The sequence below is a fragment of the Yersinia sp. KBS0713 genome (genome assembly GCF_005937895.2).
In the GTDB taxonomy this organism is placed as follows: Bacteria; Pseudomonadota; Gammaproteobacteria; order Enterobacterales; family Enterobacteriaceae; genus Yersinia; species Yersinia bercovieri.
Window position 1 is genome coordinate 4,209,311 of record NZ_CP042173.1, and the last position, 21,721, is coordinate 4,231,031.

A 21,721-nucleotide genomic window follows, 5' to 3' on the forward strand; every position below is an offset into this window, starting at 1 on the left:
TAAAACCGCCACCTCTTGGTTGCCCACAGAACAATAGGTTGCTTTTAGCGACTGAATAAGGTGCGATAGAGTGATTGATCATTAATAACTGATTAGTTATCGATGACGGTGAGTCATCGTATTTGACACGCGCTCAGCATTAATAAGGAACTCCCATGCATAAAATTACCAAGTTTCTCGCCGTCGGCCTGCTGGTTGTAGGACTCAGCGCCTGTGATAGCGGCAACGATAAAAATGTGGGTCAGGCGGTCAGCCTGCTGGAAGGTAAAGTCACGTTGAGTTTGCCCGCAGATTTATCGGACCAAAGTGGGAAAATGGGCAATCAAGCCAATAATATGTCTGTTTTCGCCAATAAAACCGGCGATAAAGCGGTGATCGTGATTTTAGGCGATAACACGAATGAAGCGCTGGAGGTGCTGACTGGCCGTTTAGCCGATCAACAGCGTGCACGCGATGCTAATTTACAAGTGGTGACGAATAAAGCGATCAAAATCGATGGGCAACCTTTCCAGCAGCTGGACAGCATTATTACCAGCGGCGGCCAGAAAGCTTACTCATCCGTGTTGATGGGGAGAGTCGATAACCATTTGATGACATTACAAATTACCCTGCCAGCTGAAAATCAGCAGCAAGCACAAGCTGAAGCTGAGTCCATCATCAGCACCTTGAAGTTGAAATAACCCTCCTCAACAGAGCGCAGTCAATCGCGCTCTGTCCCCATAGCCCTAGACTAAAGCTCGTGCCAGTAACGTAATTGGATGCTCACACTTCTTGCTCGTCGACATCTCAATCTGCCATTTGCAGGTTTCGCAGTCGGTGATCACCAGATCGACGCCACTCTCCTCAATTTGCTGGAATAGCGATGCGCCGATCCCTTGAGCTGTGGCGTAATTCTCTGATTTAAAACCATAAGTTCCAGCTATGCCGCAACATTGAGAATCCAGCACCACCAGCTCAATATTGGGAATGCGCTGCAATAAAGCCAAGGTATAGGCGGTCCAGCCCATTTTCTCCATGTGACATGGCGTGTGGTAGGCGATGCGCAGTGGCTTGTTTTTTGAGGAAAAAAGAGGTTTCAGCGGTAATTCTCGCCCCTGATCCAATAAACGGTAGAGGTAGCGAGTGGCCAATTCCACCCTGTCGCGCACGGGCGCAGTATCGACATCCAGCAAATGCGGATACTCATCACGTAACGTAAACGTACAGCTGGAGGAGGTGGCGACCACCGGAATATCCCGCCCAATTACCGCGTCAGTCAGTGATTCCAGATTGACCCGCGCCTGTTTCTTCGCCTGCTCAATAAAACCATTGGCGATCAGCGGTACACCGCAGCACTTCTCCCGCTTAAGCAGTTGCACGCCAATGTTCATCGCGTTGAATACGCTAACTAAATCTTTCCCCAGCTGCGGGTGGTTGTAGTTAACAAAACAGCCGTGGAAAAACGCGACCTGCTCCGCATATTGCTGCTGTTTCTCCGCCTGTTTGTGATACCAACGGCGAAAGGTGCCAAACGAATATTTTGGTAATTCACGGCGGTGGTCGATCTTCAGCGCTTTATCCAGCAAGCTCCGCACCGGTTTCAGACCCGTGACCGCATTAATAATGGGCGCGAATGGCGTCGAGAGTGTCCCCATGATATCGGTATGACTGAGGATCGCGTCGCGCAGTTTCGGTTTATGGCTACTGTAATTGGCTTTCGCGCGCTGGATGATGTCACCGATTTTGACATCCGACGGGCAGGCAACCTCGCAGCGTTTACAGTTGGTGCAATATTTCAATGCATCGTCATACAGCGCCGGATCCTTCAGGCGCAGGCGCTCACCATCCGGGCCAGCCTGCTTCGGCCCCGGATAGAGCGGGTTAACCTTCGCCACTGGGCAATAGGTGGTGCAAACCGTGCATTTAATGCAACTTTCAAAACTGTTATCTCGTGCCAAATGCTTATCCTGCGGTAGATCCTGAGAAAAAGTGCCGCTCTCTTTGTTCTGTGGCAACCCGGTCATAATGTCACCTCCATGGCGCTGACAATCTGCTCAGCGACGAACAGGGCGCTAGTCAGTGATACGCCCGCGCCACAGCCCTGTTGTAGCGGATCGTATCCCCCCAGTACCGCACCAATCACGTGCAGATTATCCAGTGCAACACCGCCACGCAGCGCCCGTAGCCGGTTGTCGGTGTTGACACCAAATTGCAGGTAAGGCTGCGGGGCAAACATATTGCTGCGGCTCCAGTCAGCCCGATTCGGCAGCGATAAGATATCCAGATCCAGTATCGGCTCATAAACATGCTCGAAGGTGGCGACCAGCCCATTGCTGAAGAAGCTGCCGCTGGCGAGCACCATTTGGGCCGCGCGCAACGGAATATCGCCATGGTTACGGCTATACAGCCCGGTAATCCGGTTACCCACCAGTTCGGCGCGCAGTACCGCGTCACCTGGCATGATAATGCCGCCCAATTGCTGAAAGCGCTGGCGCAGCGCCTGATGTAAGCGGATGCCGAGTAATGAAGGTGGCAGTGTCGGTAGCAGCTGAATCGGTTTGCCGACTGCCGTGCGCAGGGCCTCCAGCGGAGCGGACTCATCCAGCCCGATACAGGCTGGCAGTAAAATCATTTCCGCATCCGATGATAGGCGCGATAGCTCATCTGCCAGTGGTTGCCGATTCTCCGGCAGATCCAGCAAGCGGGCGATATTCACCGCACGGAATTCACTGGGGTTATCGCGCAAGCGGTCGAGTGCCGGTAAATGCAGATAATCCGCCGTGGCTTCAACGCCCTGCTCCTGTAAAGCGCTGGCGACCATCTGTGGCTGAAAATCGAGGAAGCCTTCAATGCCAATAACCGCGACATTTCGCCATGGCAGTGGCCCTTCCAGTGGCGCAACCGGAATATCCGCCGGGCTGAGCCAAGTGGGCCGGCAGCCACCTAATGGCGTCAAGCGCAGGTGATTTTTTGCCGCACTGCCCACCAGTGTCAGGCCGCAACGCTGTAATAGAGCTTCGGCTTGTGGCGCTAATTCACTCAATTCACCCACTGATCCGGCCTGGCGCATTTTGCTGTAGGGGTGCTCAGGGGCCAATTCAGCCAAAGCATCAATTGCCGCTAACGGCTGGCTGACCGCCCGCCCGTCAGGTAGTTTTGCCAATAGATCCAAAGAGCCGGAGGAGAAGTGCAGTGCATTTTGGCCGGCGCTGACAATCGCACAGTATTTGCCTTGCTCGGCCAGCCGTATCCCACAAGCCAGGCCAGCCAGCCCACCGCCGATGATAATGACATCAAATTTCATCGTGTTTCTCCTGAGCAGGGGCCACGGACGGGGTGTCATCCAACCCACACAATCCCTGATAGACCCAATGGGTAAACTCACTCTCCCGCAGCGCGTCGCCCCAAGCTATTGGGCGCACACCTTTCCAGCGCTCATTGAGAAATTGCACCAGTTGTTCGCGGGATTGTTGCGGCGTCGTCACTTTAAAGCGGCTGAGTAAACCGGCAGCCCGGCAGGCGCAGAGTTCGCCCTGACAGGTGCCCATGCCGACGCGGGTGCGGCGGCGTAAATCCAGCAGGTTGTTCACGGATAGTGACTCAACGGCATAGCGCACTTCACCGGCCGTGACCGCTTCACATTCGCAGACCAAGCTGTTATCGAGCCGATTCCCCGCCAACAGCTGTGTCGCGCGGTCGCCGTGGCGATAAACCGCAGAACCGCGAATGCTGGCAGGCAGCGAAATTACTTTGCTGAGGGTCTGTTCCGCCGACTGTTGTGAGCCGGGTAGCGGCTCCTTGGCGGTGGTGCAGCTCGCGGTCACCCCCAATTTTTCGCACACTTTATCAGTGGCCCACTCCGCCATCAGGCGGTAGGTCATCAGTTTACCGCCAGTGATGGTGATGAAACCTTCCAACCCATCACGGCTGGCATGATCTAGTAGCACGATGCCACGACTAACATTGCGCCCTGACGGGTCATCATCACTGGCCACCAGCGGTCTGACGCCGGCGTAAGCCCGTAGAATGCGGGTTTGCGCCAGTTGCGGCGAGAGTTTGGCCCCTTCGCGGATTAAGGTGTCCACCTCTTGTGCGGTGACCACCATATTGTCTATTTGGTCATATTCGATGTGGGTGGAGGTGGTGCCGATCAATGAGATGGTGTCGCCGGGAACCAAAATGTCCGCATCCGCCGGTTTACGGCAGCGGTTGATCACCATGTTATTGATCCGATGGCCGAGGATCAGTAGCGCACCTTTAGCAGGGAACATGCGAATACGAAGATCCGCGTATTCGGCAATGTGCTGCCCCCAGATCCCTGCGGCATTGACCACAATCTGCGCATGGATCTCATATTGGCGATGATTTTTATGATCGAAAACGCGCACGCCGCTCACACGGTCACCCTGGCGTAAAAGACCGATAACCTCATGATAAGTGAGCACATTCGCACCGTGCTCACGAGCATCCAGCATATTGGCGGCGGTTAAGCGAAAGGGATCAACAGTGCCATCTGGGACGCGAACGGCGGCAATCAATGCGGGGTTAGCGGCAGGTTCCAGTCGCAGGGCCTGTTTGGGATCAATGGCTTGCGCTTCGATCCCCGCCTCCTGACAGCGGGCAATAAATTGCTGCTGATACTCCAGAGAGTCTTCTGGCAGGGTAATAAACAGGCCATCTGTTTGCTCAATACAGTGGCGAGCAATACGTTTTAGGATCCGGTTTTCTTCAATACATTCACGGGCGGACTCGCCATCAGTCACCGCATAACGTGCGCCACTGTGTAGTAAGCCGTGGTTACGACCCGTCGCGCCGGTGGCAATGTCATGCCGCTCCAACAACGTACAAGCCAAACCCCGGCGGGCGCAGTCACGCGCGATCCCTGCGCCGGTGGCGCCGCCACCGATGATGATGACATCCGTTTCTGTGTAAGGAGAACTGTTCGTCATGAAAGACCCCGCATTATCAGACAGCCGCCTGGCGGCTAATTATGCGTCTATTGAGCCACACTCTTTATGGGTATTGTTTGATAAGGAACAAAAACGAACTAAAAACGAAACTATTATGGTGCTTTAAAACCATGATTGTGATCAAAGTCACAGGGAATTTCTCATTACTGGTTTCAAAATGTTAACCAATCGCTCAAAATTGCCCCTGCTTTCATATAAGTGTAACAAATGCGCCATCACTCACAGATAAACAGAGTGAATTTATCTAGCATGGCGTTCGTTATAGAACATAAACGAGAGCATGTACGCCGTTTAACCACCGGGTTGAAACACCGGGGTAAAAAACAACAAAAAAGCCATCGGAGGCACTCATGTTGAGTATTTTCAAGCCCGCGCCACATGTGGCACGGCTTCCCACAGACCAGGTCGATCCAACTTACCGCCGCTTACGCTGGCAAATATTCATGGGCATTTTCTTCGGTTATGCCGCCTACTATCTCGTGCGTAAAAACTTTACTTTGGCCATGCCGTATTTGATCGAACAGGGGTTCTCGCGCGGGGATCTAGGTTTCGCACTATCCGGTATTTCTATCGCCTATGGTTTCTCAAAATTCATCATGGGGTCGGTCTCTGACCGCTCGAATCCGCGGGTATTCCTCTCCGCCGGTTTGATTCTCTCCGCCGCCGTGATGCTGTTTATGGGCTTCGTGCCTTGGGCAACCTCCAGCATTGCCGTGATGTTTGTGCTGCTGTTCTTGTGCGGCTGGTTCCAGGGTATGGGTTGGCCGCCATGTGGCCGAACCATGGTGCACTGGTGGTCGAAGAAAGAGCGCGGCAGTATTGTGTCGGTCTGGAACTGCGCCCATAACGTGGGTGGTGGTTTGCCGCCATTGCTGTTCCTGCTAGGGATGGCGTGGTTTAACGACTGGAAAGCGGCACTCTATATGCCGGCGTTCGGTGCCATTTTGGTGGCATTGATTGTCTTTGGTCTGATGCGCGATACCCCTCAATCCGTGGGCTTGCCACCGATTGAAGAGTACAAAAACGACTATCCGGACGATTACAGTAAAGAAGCGGAAGAGGAGCTGACAGCTAAGCAGATCTTCATGCAGTACATCTTGCCCAACAAACTGTTGTGGTACATCGCGATTGCTAACGTTTTTGTCTATTTGCTGCGTTACGGCATCCTCGACTGGTCACCCACCTACCTGAAAGAAGTGAAGCACTTCGCGCTGGATAAATCGTCATGGGCATATTTCCTGTATGAATACGCTGGTATTCCAGGGACGCTGCTGTGCGGTTGGATGTCCGACAAAGTGTTTAAAGGCAATCGTGGTGCAACTGGCGTGTTCTTTATGACACTGGTGACTATCGCGACCATCATTTACTGGCTGAACCCGGTCGGTAATCCGGGCATCGATATGGCCTGTATGATCACCATCGGCTTCCTGATCTATGGCCCGGTGATGCTGATTGGTTTACATGCCCTTGAATTAGCACCGAAAAAAGCGGCAGGGACGGCGGCGGGCTTCACTGGCCTGTTCGGTTATCTGGGCGGTTCGGTCGCAGCAAGTGCCATCGTCGGCTACACCGTTGACTTCTTCGGTTGGGATGGCGGCTTTATGGTCATGATCGGCGGCAGCATTCTGGCCGTGGTGTTACTGATCGTCGTAATGTTTAGCGAGAAAAAGCATCACGAAGAGCTGGCGAGAAAGCAGGACCTATAAGTTCTGATAGTTCAGTGAGTTAAGATGATGACAGGCTGTGCCGTTATTTATGGATTAGATAGCGTCACGGCCTTTTTTTACCCCCTAGAACCTATACCCAATAGATTTCAAGATGGAGCACTATCAATGCAAACCCACATCAAAACCGTGTTGGCGAGTATTATTCTGGCATCTTCAATAGCAGGTCAGGTGCAAGCGGCGGAACCATTAGCCAAAGATAAATCAGCAGACAAAGTCGTTATCGCGCATCGGGGTGCCAGTGGCTATTTACCTGAGCACTCCCTGCCCGCTAAAGCCATGGCTTATGCGCAAGGCGCTGATTATCTTGAGCAAGATTTAGTGATGACCAAAGATAATGAGTTGGTGGTGCTGCATGACCATTATCTGGATCGGGTGACAGATGTCGCTGATCGTTTCCCTGATCGCGCACGCAAAGATGGCCGCTATTACGCCATTGATTTTACACTGCCGGAAATCAAGTCACTGAAATTTACCGAAGGTTTTGATATTGATAAGAATGGTAAAAAGGTGCAGAGCTATCCGGGCCGTTTCCCGATGGGCAAATCTGACTTCCGCGTGCACACCTTCCAGGAAGAGATTGAATTTGTTCAGGGGCTGAATCATTCGACCGGTAAGAACATCGGTATTTATCCTGAAATCAAAGCGCCGTGGTTCCATAAGCAGGAGGGCAAAGATATCTCCACCAAGGTGCTGGAAGTGTTGAAGCAGTATGGTTACACCAGCAAAGCCGATAATGTTTATCTGCAATGCTTTGATGCGAATGAGTTAAAGCGCATTAAAAATGAGCTGGAACCGAAGATGGGCATGAACCTGAAGCTGATTCAGTTGGTGGCCTATACCGATTGGAATGAGACCTACGAGCAGAAACCAGATGGCAAGTGGGTAAATTACAGCTACGACTGGATGTTCAAACCAGGCGCAATGAAGCAAGTGGCGCAGTATGCTGACGGTATCGGCCCTGACTACCATATGCTGGTTGTTGAAAGCTCCACGCCGAATAACATCAAGTTGACGGATATGGTCAAGGAAGCCCATGCCAATAACATGATGGTTCATCCGTTCACTATCCGGGCGGATAAACTGCCTAAATACGCCACTGACGTCAATCAGCTGTTCGACATTATCTACAACCAGGCGCAGGTTGATGGGGTGTTTACCGACTTCCCAGATAAGGGCGTGCAGTTCCTGCAAAAGCAGGGGCAGCATCAGTAAGTTAAAATAAGAAGTTAGGTTATTGAGTGACGGAGAGAACAAGCAGATCGTAAAGACGCCGTCAATCCATCCCTGGAGGCTCGAGCCGCGCCATCCTTGGCGCGGACGCTTTACTCTTCTGCCGGTTCTCACCGTTTCAGATCAAGTCATCGGGATTTTTCAGCCGTTACTTATCGGTGCCTAAAAACATCTTGCGCAGATAGTGTGGCACCGCATCATCCGCATTCGAACCAATCACTTCCAGATTCGGCAGCATATCTTTCAGGCGCTGGTGGGCATCCTGCATGATGCAACCTTTGCCCGACATAGAGAGCATCTCCAAATCATTCATGCCATCGCCAAACGCGATGCACTCTTTAAGTGAATAGCCGATGATTTTGGCGACTTGCTCGAGGGCGTGACCTTTAGATACACCGCCGCCCATCACTTCCAAACAGGTCGGGAAGGAGAAACTGACATTCACGCGATCACCCCAACGCGCATTGATAGCCTCTTCCAAAATCAATAACTTGTCATGATCTTCGCAAGTAAAGTAAACCTTGCACACCCCTTCGGTCGGCAGCAATGCCGGTTCAAACACCTGATAATTGAACACAGATTCGCGGAAAAACTCTTTCTGCGCTGGGCTTTCGCGGTTCATGTACCACTCATCATTCAGATAGACGTTAGTCAGAATATCGGGGTTGTGGTGTTCAATGTTGTACAGATCACGGGCAATATCCGCATCGAGGTTATGGGTGAAAATCAGCTCCCCCTCAGTGTTATGCACGCGGGCGCCGTTGGAGGTGATCATAAAGGCGCTGATCTCCAGACTGTCACGGATTTGCGCCACATCGATATGATGACGGCCAGTGGCAAACACAAAGTGCACATCACGCTGAGTTAGCAACTTTAGTGTCTCTTTGGCATAAGGCGTCAGAAGGTGATCTGGTGATAGCAGCGTGCCATCTAAATCGGAAGCAACGACATGATACATAACGGTATGTTCTAACCTCTGGTGGCGTCGGGGCCTTCATGGCCGACTGATGGTTGATGCTGCGCAAAAAAACGCAATATGGCGCTTAGCGCCTCGGCACGCAGTGTGTCCCGCTCGAACAGGATCTCATGGCGTGCACCTTGAATGACCTTAGGCTGCCCCCCTTCGCAAGGGTGCCCCGCCAGCGTCATTGCCTGAGAAAATGTGTTATGGGCCGGGTTATGTACCACCCGATCCTCACTGGCCTGTAACAACAGTACCGGCGTGGTAATTTTATCTGCTTGCGCGATAATTTGCTCACCCACCAGCAGACTTTCGCGGATCCAATGGTAAGTTGGCCCGCCGACCCGAATTTCAGGGGTGTCGGCGTATTGACGTAAATAGCGGCGATAGCGCTCGCGGCTGTGGGTCAGCATATTGACCAAATAGGGCAGTGGCCGCCACTGTCCAGTGCCAATCGCGTAATAATCCCGCAGCTTCTGATGCCGCTCGGCCCAATCAACAATCCGGTGCGCCAGCCAACCTGGCATCGGCAAGTGGATGCCAAACATTGGTGCGCATAAAGCCACAGCATCAAAGGTTGTCGGCTCTTGGGCCAGAAAACGCGTCAGAATCGCCCCCCCCATCGAGTGGGCGAGTGCAAAACGCTGCTGATAATGGCTATTGGCTATTTCGCGCTGCACCAGCTGCGCAAAATCCGCAATATAATCATCGAATTTGATCACATGACCGCGGTGATGATCAGCAAGCAACCGCCCTGAACGGCCCTGTCCGCGATGATCCAGCACGATGACATCGTAGCCCTGCTGGAACAGATCATAAGCGACTTCAGGATATTTGATGTAGCTTTCAATGCGGCCAGGCACCACTACCACCACGCGAGTATGTTGCGGCGCGCAAAAGCGGACATAGCGGATGGGGATGTTATCGACGCCGATAAACTCATCTTCATCTCGCTGTTGCCAGAAATCCAATAACGGCCCGTTCACAAAAGCAGCAAACTGCGCTTCGCGGTTGAGCCAATTGTGCATCTGATTATCTAACGGCATAGTATTTATCTGATGGCATAGTATTTATCTGACGGCATAGTGTGATTGATTGCATCCTTAAGCCGAGCGAAGCTACGATTATGTGAGCCATAGCACAACGATTAGCAATGGAGTATTGTGGCATAAAATGAGACGTTCAGGGAACTTTGCCGATGACCTTAGACTGGTGGTTAACCTATCTGCTGACAACACTTATCCTCAGTCTCTCCCCAGGATCGGGGGCCATTAACACCATGAGCACCACCATCAGTCATGGCACTCGCGGGGTTATCGCCTCGATTTGCGGCTTACAACTAGGGCTGGCCGTTCATATTGTATTGGTTGGCGTAGGACTTGGCGCACTCATTTCACAGTCGCTGCTAGCATTCGAAATATTAAAATGGCTCGGGGCGGCTTACTTAATCTGGCTAGGCATCCAGCAGTGGCGGGCGGCCGGTGCACTGGATTTACATGCGCTGGCCAACAGCATGCCACGGCGAAAACTGTTTAAGCGCGCGGTATTTGTTAACCTCACCAACCCGAAAAGCATTGTTTTTCTGGCCGCGTTGTTCCCGCAATTTGTGCTGCCACATCAACCGCAAGTAGCGCAATACCTGATTCTCGGCAGCACCAGCGTGATTGTCGATATCATTGTGATGATAGGTTACGCCACCCTCGCCACACGCATTGCAGGCTGGATTCGATCACCCCATCAAATGAAATTGCTGAACCGAATATTTGGTGGCTTATTTATGCTAATTGGCGCACTATTGGCGACCGCCAGAAAAGTGTAGTGCGGATATCAAAAAATGAGGCTCCAACCGGGATAAACCGTCGGTTGGAGTCTCACTCCACTCGCCAATAGGGTTAGCGGGACAAAATCAGGTGGATGCCGAATCCGGCGAACAAGACGCCCGCCAAACCATCAATCCATTTGGATAACCGCTGATAACCACGGCGCATCACTGGCAGGGCAAAGACGCAGGCCACCACACTGAACCACACGAAAGTTTCAGCCACGATCAGCACAAATAAGCCCCAACGCACACTGGCGCTCACATCATCGCCAACAAACAGTGAGAACACACTGCCGAAATAGACAACGGCTTTCGGGTTCGAGATATTGGTCAGGAAGCCCCGCAGGAAAGTGCGGCCACGGGCAGGTAACGCAACTTGCACCTCACCTTCTATCCCATGACGTTTGGCGCGGGCAGATTTCAATAATTGCCAGCCCATCCAGCACAGATACAGGCCGCCACCGACCATGATAACTTGGTGTAGCCACGCCATTTTCTGCAAAATCAGGTTCAACCCCATCAGTGCCACTCCCGCCCAGACAACAATGCCGAGGGAGATCCCGATCACCCCTTTCATCGCTTCACCACGTGAACGGCTGGCGGCGGTTTGTGAGACAAAAAAGAAGTCAGGCCCCGGGCTCATCAGCGCCACCAGGTGAACCAGTGCAACCGTCAGAAATAGCATTAGCATGAGAGTGTTCTCTTTACAGGGGAAACGGTATGTTAATCATCGTTGTTATCCACATGGTCGCGGATCATCGCCATAAAGGGCGCACCAAAGCGCTCGAGTTTGCGTTGCCCCACACCAGTGACACTCAACAGTTCGCTGGCAGTAATTGGCATCTGCTCCGCCATCTCCAGCAAGGTAGTATCGTTAAACACCACATAAGGCGGAATATTGCCTTCGTCGGCGATAGATTTGCGCAGTTTGCGCAGTTTGGCGAACAACTTGCGATCGTAATTGCCGCCATAGGATTTTTGATTGGCGCTGCTGCGCACTTTCAAACTTTGAATGCGCGGCACCGCCAGCTGTAACGGCAATTCAGCACGCAATACCGGGCGCGCGGCCTCGGTCAGTTGTAAGGCCGAGAACTGGGCAATATTCTGGCTCAATAGCCCCAGATGAACCAATTGGCGCAATACACTGACCCAGTGTTCGTGGCTCTGCTCGCGACCCAGACCATACACCGAGAGTTTATCATGACCAAACTCGCGGATGCGCTGGTTATTGGCCCCACGCAGCACTTCGACGATATAGCCCAGGCCAAAGCGCTGCCCAACACGATAAACACAGGAGAGGGCTTTTTGTGCATCAGCCAAGCCATCGTAACGTTTTGGCGGATCGAGACAGATATCGCAGTTGCCGCACGACTGCTGCTTGCCCTCACCAAAATAGTTGAGCAACACTAAACGACGGCAGGTTTGCGCTTCAGCAAACGCCCCCATGGCATTTAATTTATGCCGCTCGATATCTTGCTGCGCACCCGCTGGTTTCTCCTCCAGACAGCGGCGCAACCACGCCATGTCAGCCGGGTCATACAGCAGCACCGCTTCGGCGGGCAAACCATCACGCCCGGCACGCCCCGTCTCCTGATAGTAAGATTCGATGGTGCGCGGAATGTCAAAATGGACCACAAAGCGGACGTTGGGCTTATTAATCCCCATGCCGAAGGCCACGGTGGCGACCACCACCTGCAAGTCATCGCGCTGGAAAGCTTCCTGCACATGCGCCCGCCGTTCGTTATCCAGCCCCGCGTGGTAGGCGGCGACACTCAAACCACGGCTTTGCAGGCGTGCTGTGGTGTCCTCCACTTTGGCGCGGCTGTTGCAGTAAATAATGCCACTTTTGCCGCGCTGGTCTTGGACAAAACGCCACAATTGATCAAGCGGTTTGAACTTCTCCACCAAGGTGTAGCGGATATTCGGGCGGTCAAAGCTGCTGACCTGAATCAGTGGCTGATGCAGATTGAGTAAACGCACGATATCGCCCCGCGTGGCTTCATCAGCCGTGGCGGTCAGGGCAATTACCGGTAAATGAGGAAATCGTTGCTTGAGTTGCCCAAGGGCGCGGTATTCCGGGCGGAAGTCGTGGCCCCATTGGGAGATGCAGTGTGCTTCATCCACGGCTAACAGCGCAGGACGCCATTGATGCAGTTGGTCGAGGAAGCTCTCCATCACCAGCCGCTCTGGCGCGATATACAGCAGCTTAATCTGCCCACTGCGGCAGCCATCCATCACCGCCAATTGCTGTTCCCGCGTCTGTGACGAGTTTAAGCACCCCGCCCCTACGCCATAGGCCAGCAGTTGATCGACCTGGTCTTTCATCAGGGAAATTAAGGGGGATACCACCAGCGTCAATCCGTCGGTCACCAGTGCCGGAATCTGATAACACAAGGATTTACCACCGCCCGTTGGCATCACGACCAGACAGTCTTGCCCCTCTAGGGTGGCGTTGATAATTTCCTGTTGCCCGGGCCGGAACTGCTGATAGCCGAAAGTATCTCGCAATACTTGCACTGCCAGTAGTTCCCTATTCATCACTGCTGCGGTCGACACACTGTTCCCCAACTATGAGATCTGCACAGGCCGATTAACCGGCCTGTGGCTGAAACTGTTCTAACGCCGGATGACGTTAAAGGACATCGTTCAACATGATACCCACACCCACCCGTGTTTGCCTAAAGTTATAGTCGATCATTGACTCACCATAACCGCTGAACACTTGCGTGTAGAAGCGAACATGACTGGTGATAGGGTAGCTCCAGCCCATCTCTGCGCCACCGAAACCGGTATTCCAGTTATAGTGACCATCAATACTGAACACGCTGTCACCCAGGGCATAACCCACTTTCAGGCGATAATAACCCATGTATTTATTGATATCTGGGTTGTCATCTTTGACATCATTTTCCGGCAGACGATACCAAGGTTTCAGGTCAATTTCCAAATTACCGCGCTGTGCCATCACACGGGTGTAAACCCGATCCCAGCTACGTGAGGTGGGATCGGCTTTCCCGTTGGATTGGTGGTTATAACCAAACTCCACTTCACGGAAGGTCCAGCCCGCCAGTTCGTAATCTGTCGCCCAGGCCAGGAACAACTGCGGTTCATAGTTCGTTTCACGGAATGGCGAGGACTCATCACTATTCGACGCCTGCCACCAAGAACGCTGCGTATAGGATGCACCCAGTAATGAGTTATCGCCGAGAATACCGCGCCAGATAGGGAAACCTAAACTCAGCTGAAACTTAACTTCATCTCTCTTGGCATTTTCAGCCCAATTATAAGAGCTGATCGCATCCTTATTGATATCGCTGGTATAGGTATATAGCAGATAGTTCGTTTCATACGGATACAGCAGAAACGGGTTATCGTGATCCTGCAACATTGCCGCGATAATACTACCGCGCACCGCAGGCGCATCATGAATACTCTCAACCTTTGCTGGCTCCGCCTGTACCAAGGTTGGCACCAGTAATAACCCTATCAATACCCGCCAAAATCTACCCATTATCATCCCCCATCATCTTACGAATTATTTCTATTTATAATGAAAACAGCTCATTCTACACACAAATGTTACTCGGCATTATCATTGTTTCAGATTATGATTTAACGACTGGAAAACAACAAAATAGAAGCATAAAATAAACAATTCATTAACTCACAGTCTTATTACCCGTTGGTAATATCGAGAGAATAGAACGCAATGTCAGTAACACCACTAACGTTAGAAGATGCTCGCCGCATGATCGGCGAAGTTTTCGTGTATCACATGCCCTTTAATCGTGAGCTAGGGCTGAAATTAACCCGCTTCGAGCAAGATTACGCAGAAATCACATTCGATAACAGTGACAAACTGGTCGGCAATGTCGCGCAACGAATTCTGCACGGTGGGGTTATCGCCGCAGTACTGGATGTGGCCGCAGGATTAGTCTGTGTTGGTAACAGCCTGGTTCGTCATGAACCGCTGATCCAAGAACAACTGCAAATGAAACTCGCCAAAATGGGCACTATCGACCTGCGTGTCGACTATTTACGCCCCGGCCGTGGTGAGCATTTTATCGCCAGCAGCAGTATCTTGCGCAGTGGCAATAAGGTGTCTGTCGCCCGCGTCGAGCTGCATAATGACCAACAAATGCATATCGCCAGTGCAACCGCGACCTATCTGGTTGGCTGATTTGATCTTCAGCGGTGATGATTCGTAGCCTGAAGTTAAGTACACTCACCGCATCTCCTCTTTTGTTCTGAGTCACACCATGGATAAACAACGAACCCGTCAGGGCATTTTTTTTGCTCTGGCCGCCTATTTTATTTGGGGTATCGCCCCTGCTTATTTCAAGCTCATCCAACAGGTGCCGGCTGATGAAATTCTGACCCATCGGATTATCTGGTCATTTTTCTTTATGTTGATTCTGCTCACCGTCAGCCGCAATTGGCCACAAGTTCGCAGCGCCTGCCGAAATGGTAAGCGCCTGTTATTGCTGGCCGTGACCGCAGTATTGATCGCCAGTAACTGGCTCATCTTTATCTGGGCGGTAAACAATAGCCATATGCTGGAAGCCAGTTTGGGTTACTTTATCAATCCGCTGGTGAATGTGTTGTTTGGCATGATCTTTCTTGGCGAGCGCTTTCGTCGTATGCAGTGGGTGGCGGTATCATTGGCTTTTGCCGGCGTGTTGATTCAGTTGTGGCAGTTTGGTTCGCTGCCCATCATTGGGCTGAGTCTGGCGATTACCTTCGCTTTATATGGCCTGATACGCAAAAAGCTGGGGGTTGATGCCCAAACCGGTATGCTGGTTGAAACCCTGTGGCTATTGCCGATTGCGGCGGTCTATCTGTTCTTGATTGCCGATAGCCCCACCAGCCACATGAGCGCTAATGCCTGGTCGCTTAACCTGCTATTGGCTGCCGCCGGGGTGATTACCACTATCCCACTGCTGTTCTTCACGGCCGCCGCCTCGCGTTTAAAGCTGTCGACACTGGGCTTTTTCCAGTATCTCGGGCCGACCCTGATGTTTATTCTGGCGGTCACCTTCTATGGTGAGACGATTGGCCGCGATAAAATGGTGACCTTCATCTTTATCTGGGCCGCCCTGCTGCTGTTCACGCTGGATGCGCTCTATACCCAACATAAGAGACGTAACCTAAAAGAGGCCTGATATTGCTGCCACAAAGCAAAACGCCCACTGAGTGAGTCCGTGGGCGTTTTTTTATCGTGGCAGCAGTAGCGCAGTGTTATAACCAATTCTTGCGTTTGAAATAGAGATAGGGCGCTAAACCGGCAATAATCATCAATCCAATGGCCGCCGGATAGCCGAACGACCAGCGCAACTCTGGCATAAACTCAAAGTTCATCCCATAGCTGGATGCCACCAGTGTGGGCGGCAGAAAGACCACCGAGACCACCGAGAATATCTTGATAATGCGGTTCTGCTCGATATTGATAAAACCCATCGCCGCCTGCATCAGGAAGTTCACTTTCTGGAACAAGGATTCGTTGTGTGGCAGCAGGGATTCGATATCGCGCAGCACTTCTCGAGCTTGTTCCAACTGACCGCTAGGCAGCCGCGCCTTACGCACCAAGAAATTCAGCGCTCGCTGGGTATCCATCAGACAGAGTCGCACTTTCCAGCCAATATCTTCCTGTTCTGCCAAGGTCGAGAGCGCAGCATCATACTCATCCCCCTGCTGGCCCTCCATAATGACGCGGCTTAGCGCTTCCAGATCGCTGTAAATGTTTTCAATTTCATCAGCTAACTGCTCAATTTTGGTTTCGAACAGATCCAACAACAGCTCATAAGCATTGCCGTCAACCAGTGTCTGGTTACGGGCGCGCATACGATACAAACGGAAAGCCGGTAATTCACGCTCACGCAGGGTATAAAGGCGGCCATCACGGATGGTAAATGCCACGGTTGAGTTACCGGCGTGATCTTCCGCATCTTCATAATAAAAGAAGGAGTGAATATGCAAACCATCTTCATCTTCGAAGAAACGGGCAGATGCTTCGATGTCGTCCAGCTCAGGCCGGGTCGCCAGGCTCTGCCCTAACTCAGACTGGACGCGTTCCCGCTCGCCCTCTTCCGGCTCGACTAAGTCGACCCAAAGTGAGGTGGTCAGGTCATCTGATTCATCCAGCTCCAAACGGGATAAGCGATTGTTGCTTATTTTAAATGCGCTCAGCATGTGCCAAAACTCCCTTGCGGTGATGGATAGGGATAACGCATTGAAGCACAGAAACAGCTAAGTATTGAGAAATACTCTATGTTTCAGACCATAAGGAGATCTGACTCACAGCGACGGTTTAGCGGGGCCGCTGACAACCACGAAGGCTATCAGCAAATAGGAGGATAGCCTTAGAAGTTGCACCATATGAACAGGTTATTGAGCCAGCATCTACTGGGTGTGTCCAAGGCGAATGTCCTCATAAAGAATAGTGCGCGCATGTTACGCCGAGAAGAAAAAGACTGTCAACAGAGCGTTCAGAATTCTGTACTCAGTTCATTATGATAATGTGGGATTTTATGCATATCGACACTCATTCCAACACAATAGGATAGCCTCCACCCAAGAGCTACTGGCACAGCGGTAACAAAAATTTCATGCAGAGTGATGCGTAAAGCAGACGTGTTAAGGCTTAATGCCCGTAATGAGACTGAAATAGCCAGACGCAGGGATTATCTCAATATCACGGAACCCTGCACGGTACAGCAGCTGTTTTATCTCTGAAAAAGAGTACTGCTTACCTTGGCTCCAACTCAACATGGTGACATTAAATCCTGCAACCGCCAATGGCCCAGGAATATCACCATTAAAAAGTATTTCATGAATAATAATCCGCCCCCCATGAGGTAGGGCGTCGTAGCTTTTTTGGGTCAGAAATACATTTTTCTGCTCCGGCCAATCATGAAGTACATTGGAATAGAAATGAAGGTCAGCATCGGGATAAGGTCCAGACCACATATCGCCAATATGAATTGAGATGCTCTCTTCCAGACCATAGGATTTTATGAATCCTGCCGTAATACGCCCGACAGGGGCAAGGTCATAAATAGTGGCGCGCAGATGAGGCCAACGAGTCACCGCCCCCACTGAATGTATTCCCGAACCGCCGCCAATATCTAACATGCAGTGGTAATTAGCCAAATTCAGCTTATTCGGCCATACACTCGCCGCACCAATACTGATACCGTGCATAGCTTTCGTAAAAGCCTCCGCTTTTTCAGTGCTGTATATACTCTCTTCAAATAAGCTTTCCTTCTCCTCTTCTTGTATTTCAGACTTTCTCATCACGTTTTCTAAATTAGCCAGAGAGAAATTATCTCCAGTGCTATAAATCAGATCCCAATAGTATCCACAATAATTAGGACTTTCTTTAAGTAAAAACTCCTCGGTGACCTTTGTGAGCCTATAGCGCCCATCCTCAAACTCAACCAGTTCCAGCGCCAGTACAACCGCCATCACTACCTCAACAGATCTCAGTTCAATACCAATAAATGCGCAAATCTCGGATGGGCTTTTATTATCTTTCGCAATGTACTCAAAAATCCCGAAGTGATGGGCAAGGATTGCGGTCGGATATAAATATAAGCTGGTTGCTATATTGAATAGTTTTCTATCATCACATTGTGCTTGCTTAATCACTCTAATCATATAACCCCCACAGTAATAGTCGTCATATAAATTAACTTTCATGAAAAAATAGCGTGAATCAATATTCGAAAATAAATCCTGATGCTAAGCTTATTAATCCCAAACAAATTGCGGTTAAAACTATACGCATATCTCCTATGCAACCGCATTACTGTTTTTTAGTTAAATAATGATCAAAAAAAAAACCGAGGCCAGAATTGACCTCGGTTTTACGTATCCTGTAGCTTCATTTAGCCGATCATTTAGCCAAACTCACACACAGGCTTTCCCTTAAGTATTGGCAAGAATATCAACGTTTTATTTTTTTAAACTGTCTGGTCGTGTCCGTCAGTGCAATTTCTGTCGGTAACCGTTCCATCGAACTGGCACCGTAGAAACCGTCACATTGCGGGCAGTTATCCATAATATATTGGGCATCTTCAGGCGTAGAGATCGGCCCGCCGTGGCACAGCACAATCACATCTTCACGTACCGCTTTGGCGGCGGCCGCCCAGTCGTTAATCAAAGGCACACAGTCCGCCAGTTTCAGCGCCGTGTCTGCGCCAATATTGCCGCCGGTGGTCAGCCCCATGTGAGGAACAATAATATCGGCACCGGCTTGTGTCATGGCGACCGCGTCGGCAGCACTAAAGATATAAGGTGTTGTTAGCATATCTTTTTCGTGGGCCAGGCGGATCATCTCCACCTCCAAGCCATAGCCCATGCCGGTCTCTTCCAGATTGGCGCGGAAGTTACCATCAATTAAACCCACTGTTGGGAAGTTCTGTACACCAGAAAAGCCCAAGCTCTGCAAATGATCTAAAAAGTGGTCAAACTGGCAGAAGGGGTCGGTGCCATTAACACCGGCCAGTACTGGGGTGTTTTTCACTACGGGCAGCACTTCTTTCGCCATATCGACCACAATTTCGTTAGCATTACCGTATGCCAGCAACCCGGCCAGCGAACCACGACCTGCCATGCGATAGCGGCCTGAGTTGTAGATAACGATTAAATCAATCCCGCCAGCCTCTTCACATTTGGCTGACAACCCTGTCCCCGCACCGCCGCCAATAATGGGTTCACGGCGGGCAATCATTTCCCGGAATTTGGCCAAGATGGCCTGGCGTTGAAATTTTGGCATCTGCTTCTCCACTATAAATTGGCCCTAATGGGATCGGCTCTTCGCGATCTCGTGAAAGTTCTCTACCGCAGCTTGTGCAAACTGAGGGTCGTTAATGTTGAACGGATAATGGACCAGGCGGCGCTTATCGGTTTGAATCACGGTCTCTTCCAGCGTCTGGATAAAAGCGTTTAGTGCCTTTTCATCCCAGAATGGCTGGCCGGGGGCATCCAGCGCCGAAAATCCACCTTCCGGAATTAAAAAGCGCACTTCTCCCTGGCAACGATTTAGCTTCTCGCCAATCCAGCGTGCCAGTTGAATGTTCTCTTGCTCGGTGGTGCGCATCAGCGTGACTTGTGCGTTGTGCTTATAGAACAGCCGATCAGCATATTTAGCCGGAATAGTTGCCGGACTACCGAAGTTGACCATATCCAGCGCGCCACAGGAGCCGACGTAAGGAATATGGGAATGGGCAATAGCATCGAAGCGCTCTGGGCCACAGGCCAATACGCCATCAAATAGCAGATCACAAACTTCGGTGGTGGTCAGATCAAGCGCCCCTGCCAGCAAACCACTCTCAGCTAGTTTTTCCATCGCTTTGCCGCCGCTGCCAGTGGCGTGGAAGACCAGGCAGTCATACTCTGCGGATAATGCCGCGCTAACCGCTTGAATACAGGGGGTGGTTACACCGAACATGGTCAAACCCAGCGCTGGTTTGTCCTCTACCTGTAGCTCCTCTTTGGCGAAATAGACCGCACCCGCAATTTGGTGGGCCGCATTACTCAACACCCGCCGAGAGATACGATTTAGCCCAGCAATGTCGGTAACGGAATACATCATGGCAATATCGCTCGCGCCGATGTAACCAGACACATCACCAGAAGCCATAGTCGACACCATCAGTTTAGGAATACCGATAGGTAAACTCTGCATTGCTGGCGTGATTAGCGCCGTTCCACCGGAACCCCCCAAACCTAAGAGTGCGGCGACATCATCACGGCTCACCATAAATCGCTCAAATGCCACCGCCATTGCGCTAATCGCCCGCCCTCTGTCACCACAAAAAACCGCCTGACACCCTTCAGGATGGTAGCCCGCCACCAGATCCGCCGAGATATCCGCGCCGCTATCGCGCCTCCCTTCTCTGGTCGATAAATCAACCGTGACCGTCGTCAGTCCGGTTGCCTTAATCAATGCGCTGACATAGGCCAGCTCTTCACCTTTGGTATCTGTGGTCGTCGCGATAAAAATATGACGGGGCATCTGAACATCCTTCTATAAGGGCGGAATGTCACAAAATTTAAGCAGCTCACTTTTCTTATTGGGGGCTTATTTTTTTGCTTATAGCCGAACAATGAGGTGAGTTGGTTAAGATAGAATCATATTGAGACTAGAGTATCATTTTCGCAAAGTGCATGACTAAAATTTGAGACTGTAGTCTCAAAATTAATTTGCGCATGAAATGCTTTCATAGAGATTTGCGTGGATGGTTTGTTATAGTGGGCGCGAATACCCTCTGTAGACCCTGGAGTGACCGTGAATAATCAAGATAAGCAGGACAGCGCTCCTCCATCGTTAACCACCATCAAGGCGAGAACCCGACGGTTACTGATTGATACGGCCATGTCGATGTACGAGCAAGGGGCGTTTCCGTCGATAACTGAGGTGGCCAACGCCGCCCAGCTTTCTCGTGCAACGGCATACCGCTATTTCCCGACACAAAGTGCGTTAGTCTCCGCCATGGTTGATGAAAGTCTCGGCCCAATATTGGCATGGCAACCGACCCAGCCTGATGCAGGGCAGCGCATTGCCGAACTGCTCTCCTTTGCTTATCCACGGATGTTACAGCATGAGGGTGTGCTACGTGCCGCGCTGCATCTATCATTGCAGCAATGGGCTGATAACCGCAGCAATCCGAACAATAAAGAGAAGTTAGTCCGTGGCAACCGTAAGCGATTGTTAAAATTGGCGGTAGAGCCACTGGAGGGGAAACTGGCACCCGCAGCTCTGCAACGGGTGATCCATGCGTTTTCGCTAATTTATGGCTCAGAAGTGTTTATGGTGCTGAAGGATATTTGGCATCTGAATGATGCCGATATTCAGGATGTCACCCAATGGATGGGGAGAGCTATTTTATTGCAGGCCGAAACCGACGCCAAACAGGTAGCTCAGAATGAGAGCCGCTAACACCGCTGCGGCGTCAAGGGTACAGGGCTTACCCAACGTCATTGGCGTTGCAGCAAGGCAGCAAATGAACTCATCCCGATGAGCTTACAT

20 protein-coding genes are annotated in these 21,721 nt (G+C 51.3%); 8 read left to right on the plus strand and 12 right to left on the minus strand.

Annotated elements, in window-relative coordinates; genetic code table 11:
- The first annotated feature begins 155 nt into the window (after positions 1–155).
- The gene (locus FFE93_RS19960; protein ID WP_005274852.1) at positions 156–680 is read left to right on the plus strand and encodes a DcrB family lipoprotein; all 525 of its coding nucleotides are present in this window, start codon (positions 156–158) and stop codon (positions 678–680) included.
- A 45-nt stretch (positions 681–725) separates the two neighbouring features.
- On the opposite strand, the gene glpC is transcribed toward FFE93_RS19960, so the two are convergent.
- The 3 genes from glpC to glpA are packed head-to-tail and all read right to left on the minus strand — an operon-like array spanning position 726 to position 4,928.
- The gene (glpC, locus tag FFE93_RS19965; protein ID WP_049602594.1) at positions 726–2,003 is read right to left on the minus strand and encodes an anaerobic glycerol-3-phosphate dehydrogenase subunit GlpC; all 1,278 of its coding nucleotides are present in this window, start codon (positions 2,001–2,003) and stop codon (positions 726–728) included.
- Entirely contained in the window at positions 2,000–3,283 is a 1,284-nt protein-coding gene (glpB, locus tag FFE93_RS19970; RefSeq protein ID WP_057648678.1) for a glycerol-3-phosphate dehydrogenase subunit GlpB, read from the minus strand. Before glpB ends, glpC begins: the two co-directional genes overlap by 4 nt.
- On the minus strand, positions 3,273–4,928 hold the full coding sequence (glpA, locus tag FFE93_RS19975) for an anaerobic glycerol-3-phosphate dehydrogenase subunit A (RefSeq protein WP_049602592.1): 1,656 nt from the start codon (positions 4,926–4,928) through the stop codon (positions 3,273–3,275). Before glpA ends, glpB begins: the two co-directional genes overlap by 11 nt.
- Between glpA and FFE93_RS21825 the strand changes: the two genes are divergently transcribed.
- The 3 genes from FFE93_RS21825 to glpQ all read left to right on the plus strand — a co-directional run bounded on the left by FFE93_RS21825 (position 4,927) and on the right by glpQ (position 7,888).
- Positions 4,927–5,055, plus strand: coding sequence for a hypothetical protein (locus tag FFE93_RS21825; protein ID WP_258953875.1), 129 nt, complete (start codon positions 4,927–4,929; stop codon positions 5,053–5,055). The genes glpA and FFE93_RS21825 overlap by 2 nt on opposite strands.
- A gap of 244 nt (positions 5,056–5,299) precedes the next feature.
- Positions 5,300–6,655, plus strand: a complete 1,356-nt coding sequence (gene glpT / locus FFE93_RS19980; protein WP_005274866.1) for a glycerol-3-phosphate transporter — start codon at positions 5,300–5,302, stop codon at positions 6,653–6,655.
- 126 nt (positions 6,656–6,781) lie between these two features.
- Positions 6,782–7,888, plus strand: coding sequence for a glycerophosphodiester phosphodiesterase (gene glpQ, locus FFE93_RS19985; RefSeq protein WP_049602591.1), 1,107 nt, complete (start codon positions 6,782–6,784; stop codon positions 7,886–7,888).
- 166 nt (positions 7,889–8,054) lie between these two features.
- Here glpQ and yigL read toward each other — a convergent pair whose 3' ends face one another.
- Together yigL and pldB are read right to left on the minus strand one after the other, a co-directional pair.
- Positions 8,055–8,864 carry a sugar/pyridoxal phosphate phosphatase YigL gene (yigL, locus tag FFE93_RS19990; RefSeq protein WP_005279377.1) on the minus strand — a complete coding sequence of 270 codons (810 nt, stop codon included), beginning with the start codon at positions 8,862–8,864 and terminating at the stop codon, positions 8,055–8,057.
- 11 nt (positions 8,865–8,875) lie between these two features.
- Positions 8,876–9,913, minus strand: a complete 1,038-nt coding sequence (pldB, locus tag FFE93_RS19995) for a lysophospholipase L2 (RefSeq protein ID WP_049602590.1) — start codon at positions 9,911–9,913, stop codon at positions 8,876–8,878.
- 152 nt (positions 9,914–10,065) lie between these two features.
- On the opposite strand from pldB, the gene rhtB reads away from it, so the two are divergent.
- Positions 10,066–10,686 carry a homoserine/homoserine lactone efflux protein gene (gene rhtB, locus FFE93_RS20000; protein ID WP_004876640.1) on the plus strand — a complete coding sequence of 207 codons (621 nt, stop codon included), beginning with the start codon at positions 10,066–10,068 and terminating at the stop codon, positions 10,684–10,686.
- A 73-nt stretch (positions 10,687–10,759) separates the two neighbouring features.
- Here rhtB and rhtC read toward each other — a convergent pair whose 3' ends face one another.
- The 3 genes from rhtC to pldA form a co-directional block, all read right to left on the minus strand.
- Positions 10,760–11,380, minus strand: a complete 621-nt coding sequence (gene rhtC / locus FFE93_RS20005) for a threonine export protein RhtC (protein WP_005279373.1) — start codon at positions 11,378–11,380, stop codon at positions 10,760–10,762.
- A gap of 32 nt (positions 11,381–11,412) precedes the next feature.
- Positions 11,413–13,245 (minus strand): ATP-dependent DNA helicase RecQ, encoded by a 1,833-nt coding sequence (recQ, locus tag FFE93_RS20010; RefSeq protein WP_005279371.1) that lies wholly within the window; start codon positions 13,243–13,245, stop codon positions 11,413–11,415.
- A gap of 76 nt (positions 13,246–13,321) precedes the next feature.
- Positions 13,322–14,200, minus strand: coding sequence for a phospholipase A (gene pldA, locus FFE93_RS20015; RefSeq protein WP_138775862.1), 879 nt, complete (start codon positions 14,198–14,200; stop codon positions 13,322–13,324).
- Positions 14,201–14,398: 198 nt separating this feature from the next.
- On the opposite strand from pldA, the gene FFE93_RS20020 reads away from it, so the two are divergent.
- Both FFE93_RS20020 and rarD read left to right on the plus strand, forming a co-directional pair.
- A complete protein-coding gene (locus tag FFE93_RS20020; protein WP_005279366.1) occupies positions 14,399–14,869 on the plus strand; it encodes a thioesterase family protein in 471 nt (156 codons plus the stop codon).
- A 79-nt stretch (positions 14,870–14,948) separates the two neighbouring features.
- A complete protein-coding gene (gene rarD, locus FFE93_RS20025; protein ID WP_138775864.1) occupies positions 14,949–15,851 on the plus strand; it encodes an EamA family transporter RarD in 903 nt (300 codons plus the stop codon).
- Between the two features lie 76 nt (positions 15,852–15,927).
- Here rarD and corA read toward each other — a convergent pair whose 3' ends face one another.
- The 4 genes from corA to FFE93_RS20045 form a co-directional block, all read right to left on the minus strand.
- The gene (gene corA / locus FFE93_RS20030; RefSeq protein ID WP_138775866.1) at positions 15,928–16,878 is read right to left on the minus strand and encodes a magnesium/cobalt transporter CorA; all 951 of its coding nucleotides are present in this window, start codon (positions 16,876–16,878) and stop codon (positions 15,928–15,930) included.
- Between the two features lie 444 nt (positions 16,879–17,322).
- Positions 17,323–18,345 (minus strand): methyltransferase, encoded by a 1,023-nt coding sequence (locus tag FFE93_RS20035; RefSeq protein ID WP_261369029.1) that lies wholly within the window; start codon positions 18,343–18,345, stop codon positions 17,323–17,325.
- Between the two features lie 289 nt (positions 18,346–18,634).
- A complete protein-coding gene (locus tag FFE93_RS20040) occupies positions 18,635–19,465 on the minus strand; it encodes a phosphoenolpyruvate hydrolase family protein (protein WP_032899031.1) in 831 nt (276 codons plus the stop codon).
- Between the two features lie 24 nt (positions 19,466–19,489).
- A complete protein-coding gene (locus FFE93_RS20045; RefSeq protein ID WP_005279358.1) occupies positions 19,490–20,707 on the minus strand; it encodes a Tm-1-like ATP-binding domain-containing protein in 1,218 nt (405 codons plus the stop codon).
- 273 nt (positions 20,708–20,980) lie between these two features.
- Here FFE93_RS20045 and FFE93_RS20050 point away from each other — a divergent pair, with 273 nt between their 5' ends.
- Entirely contained in the window at positions 20,981–21,631 is a 651-nt protein-coding gene (locus FFE93_RS20050) for a TetR/AcrR family transcriptional regulator (protein WP_032899030.1), read from the plus strand.
- Positions 21,632–21,721: the final 90 nt, after the last annotated feature.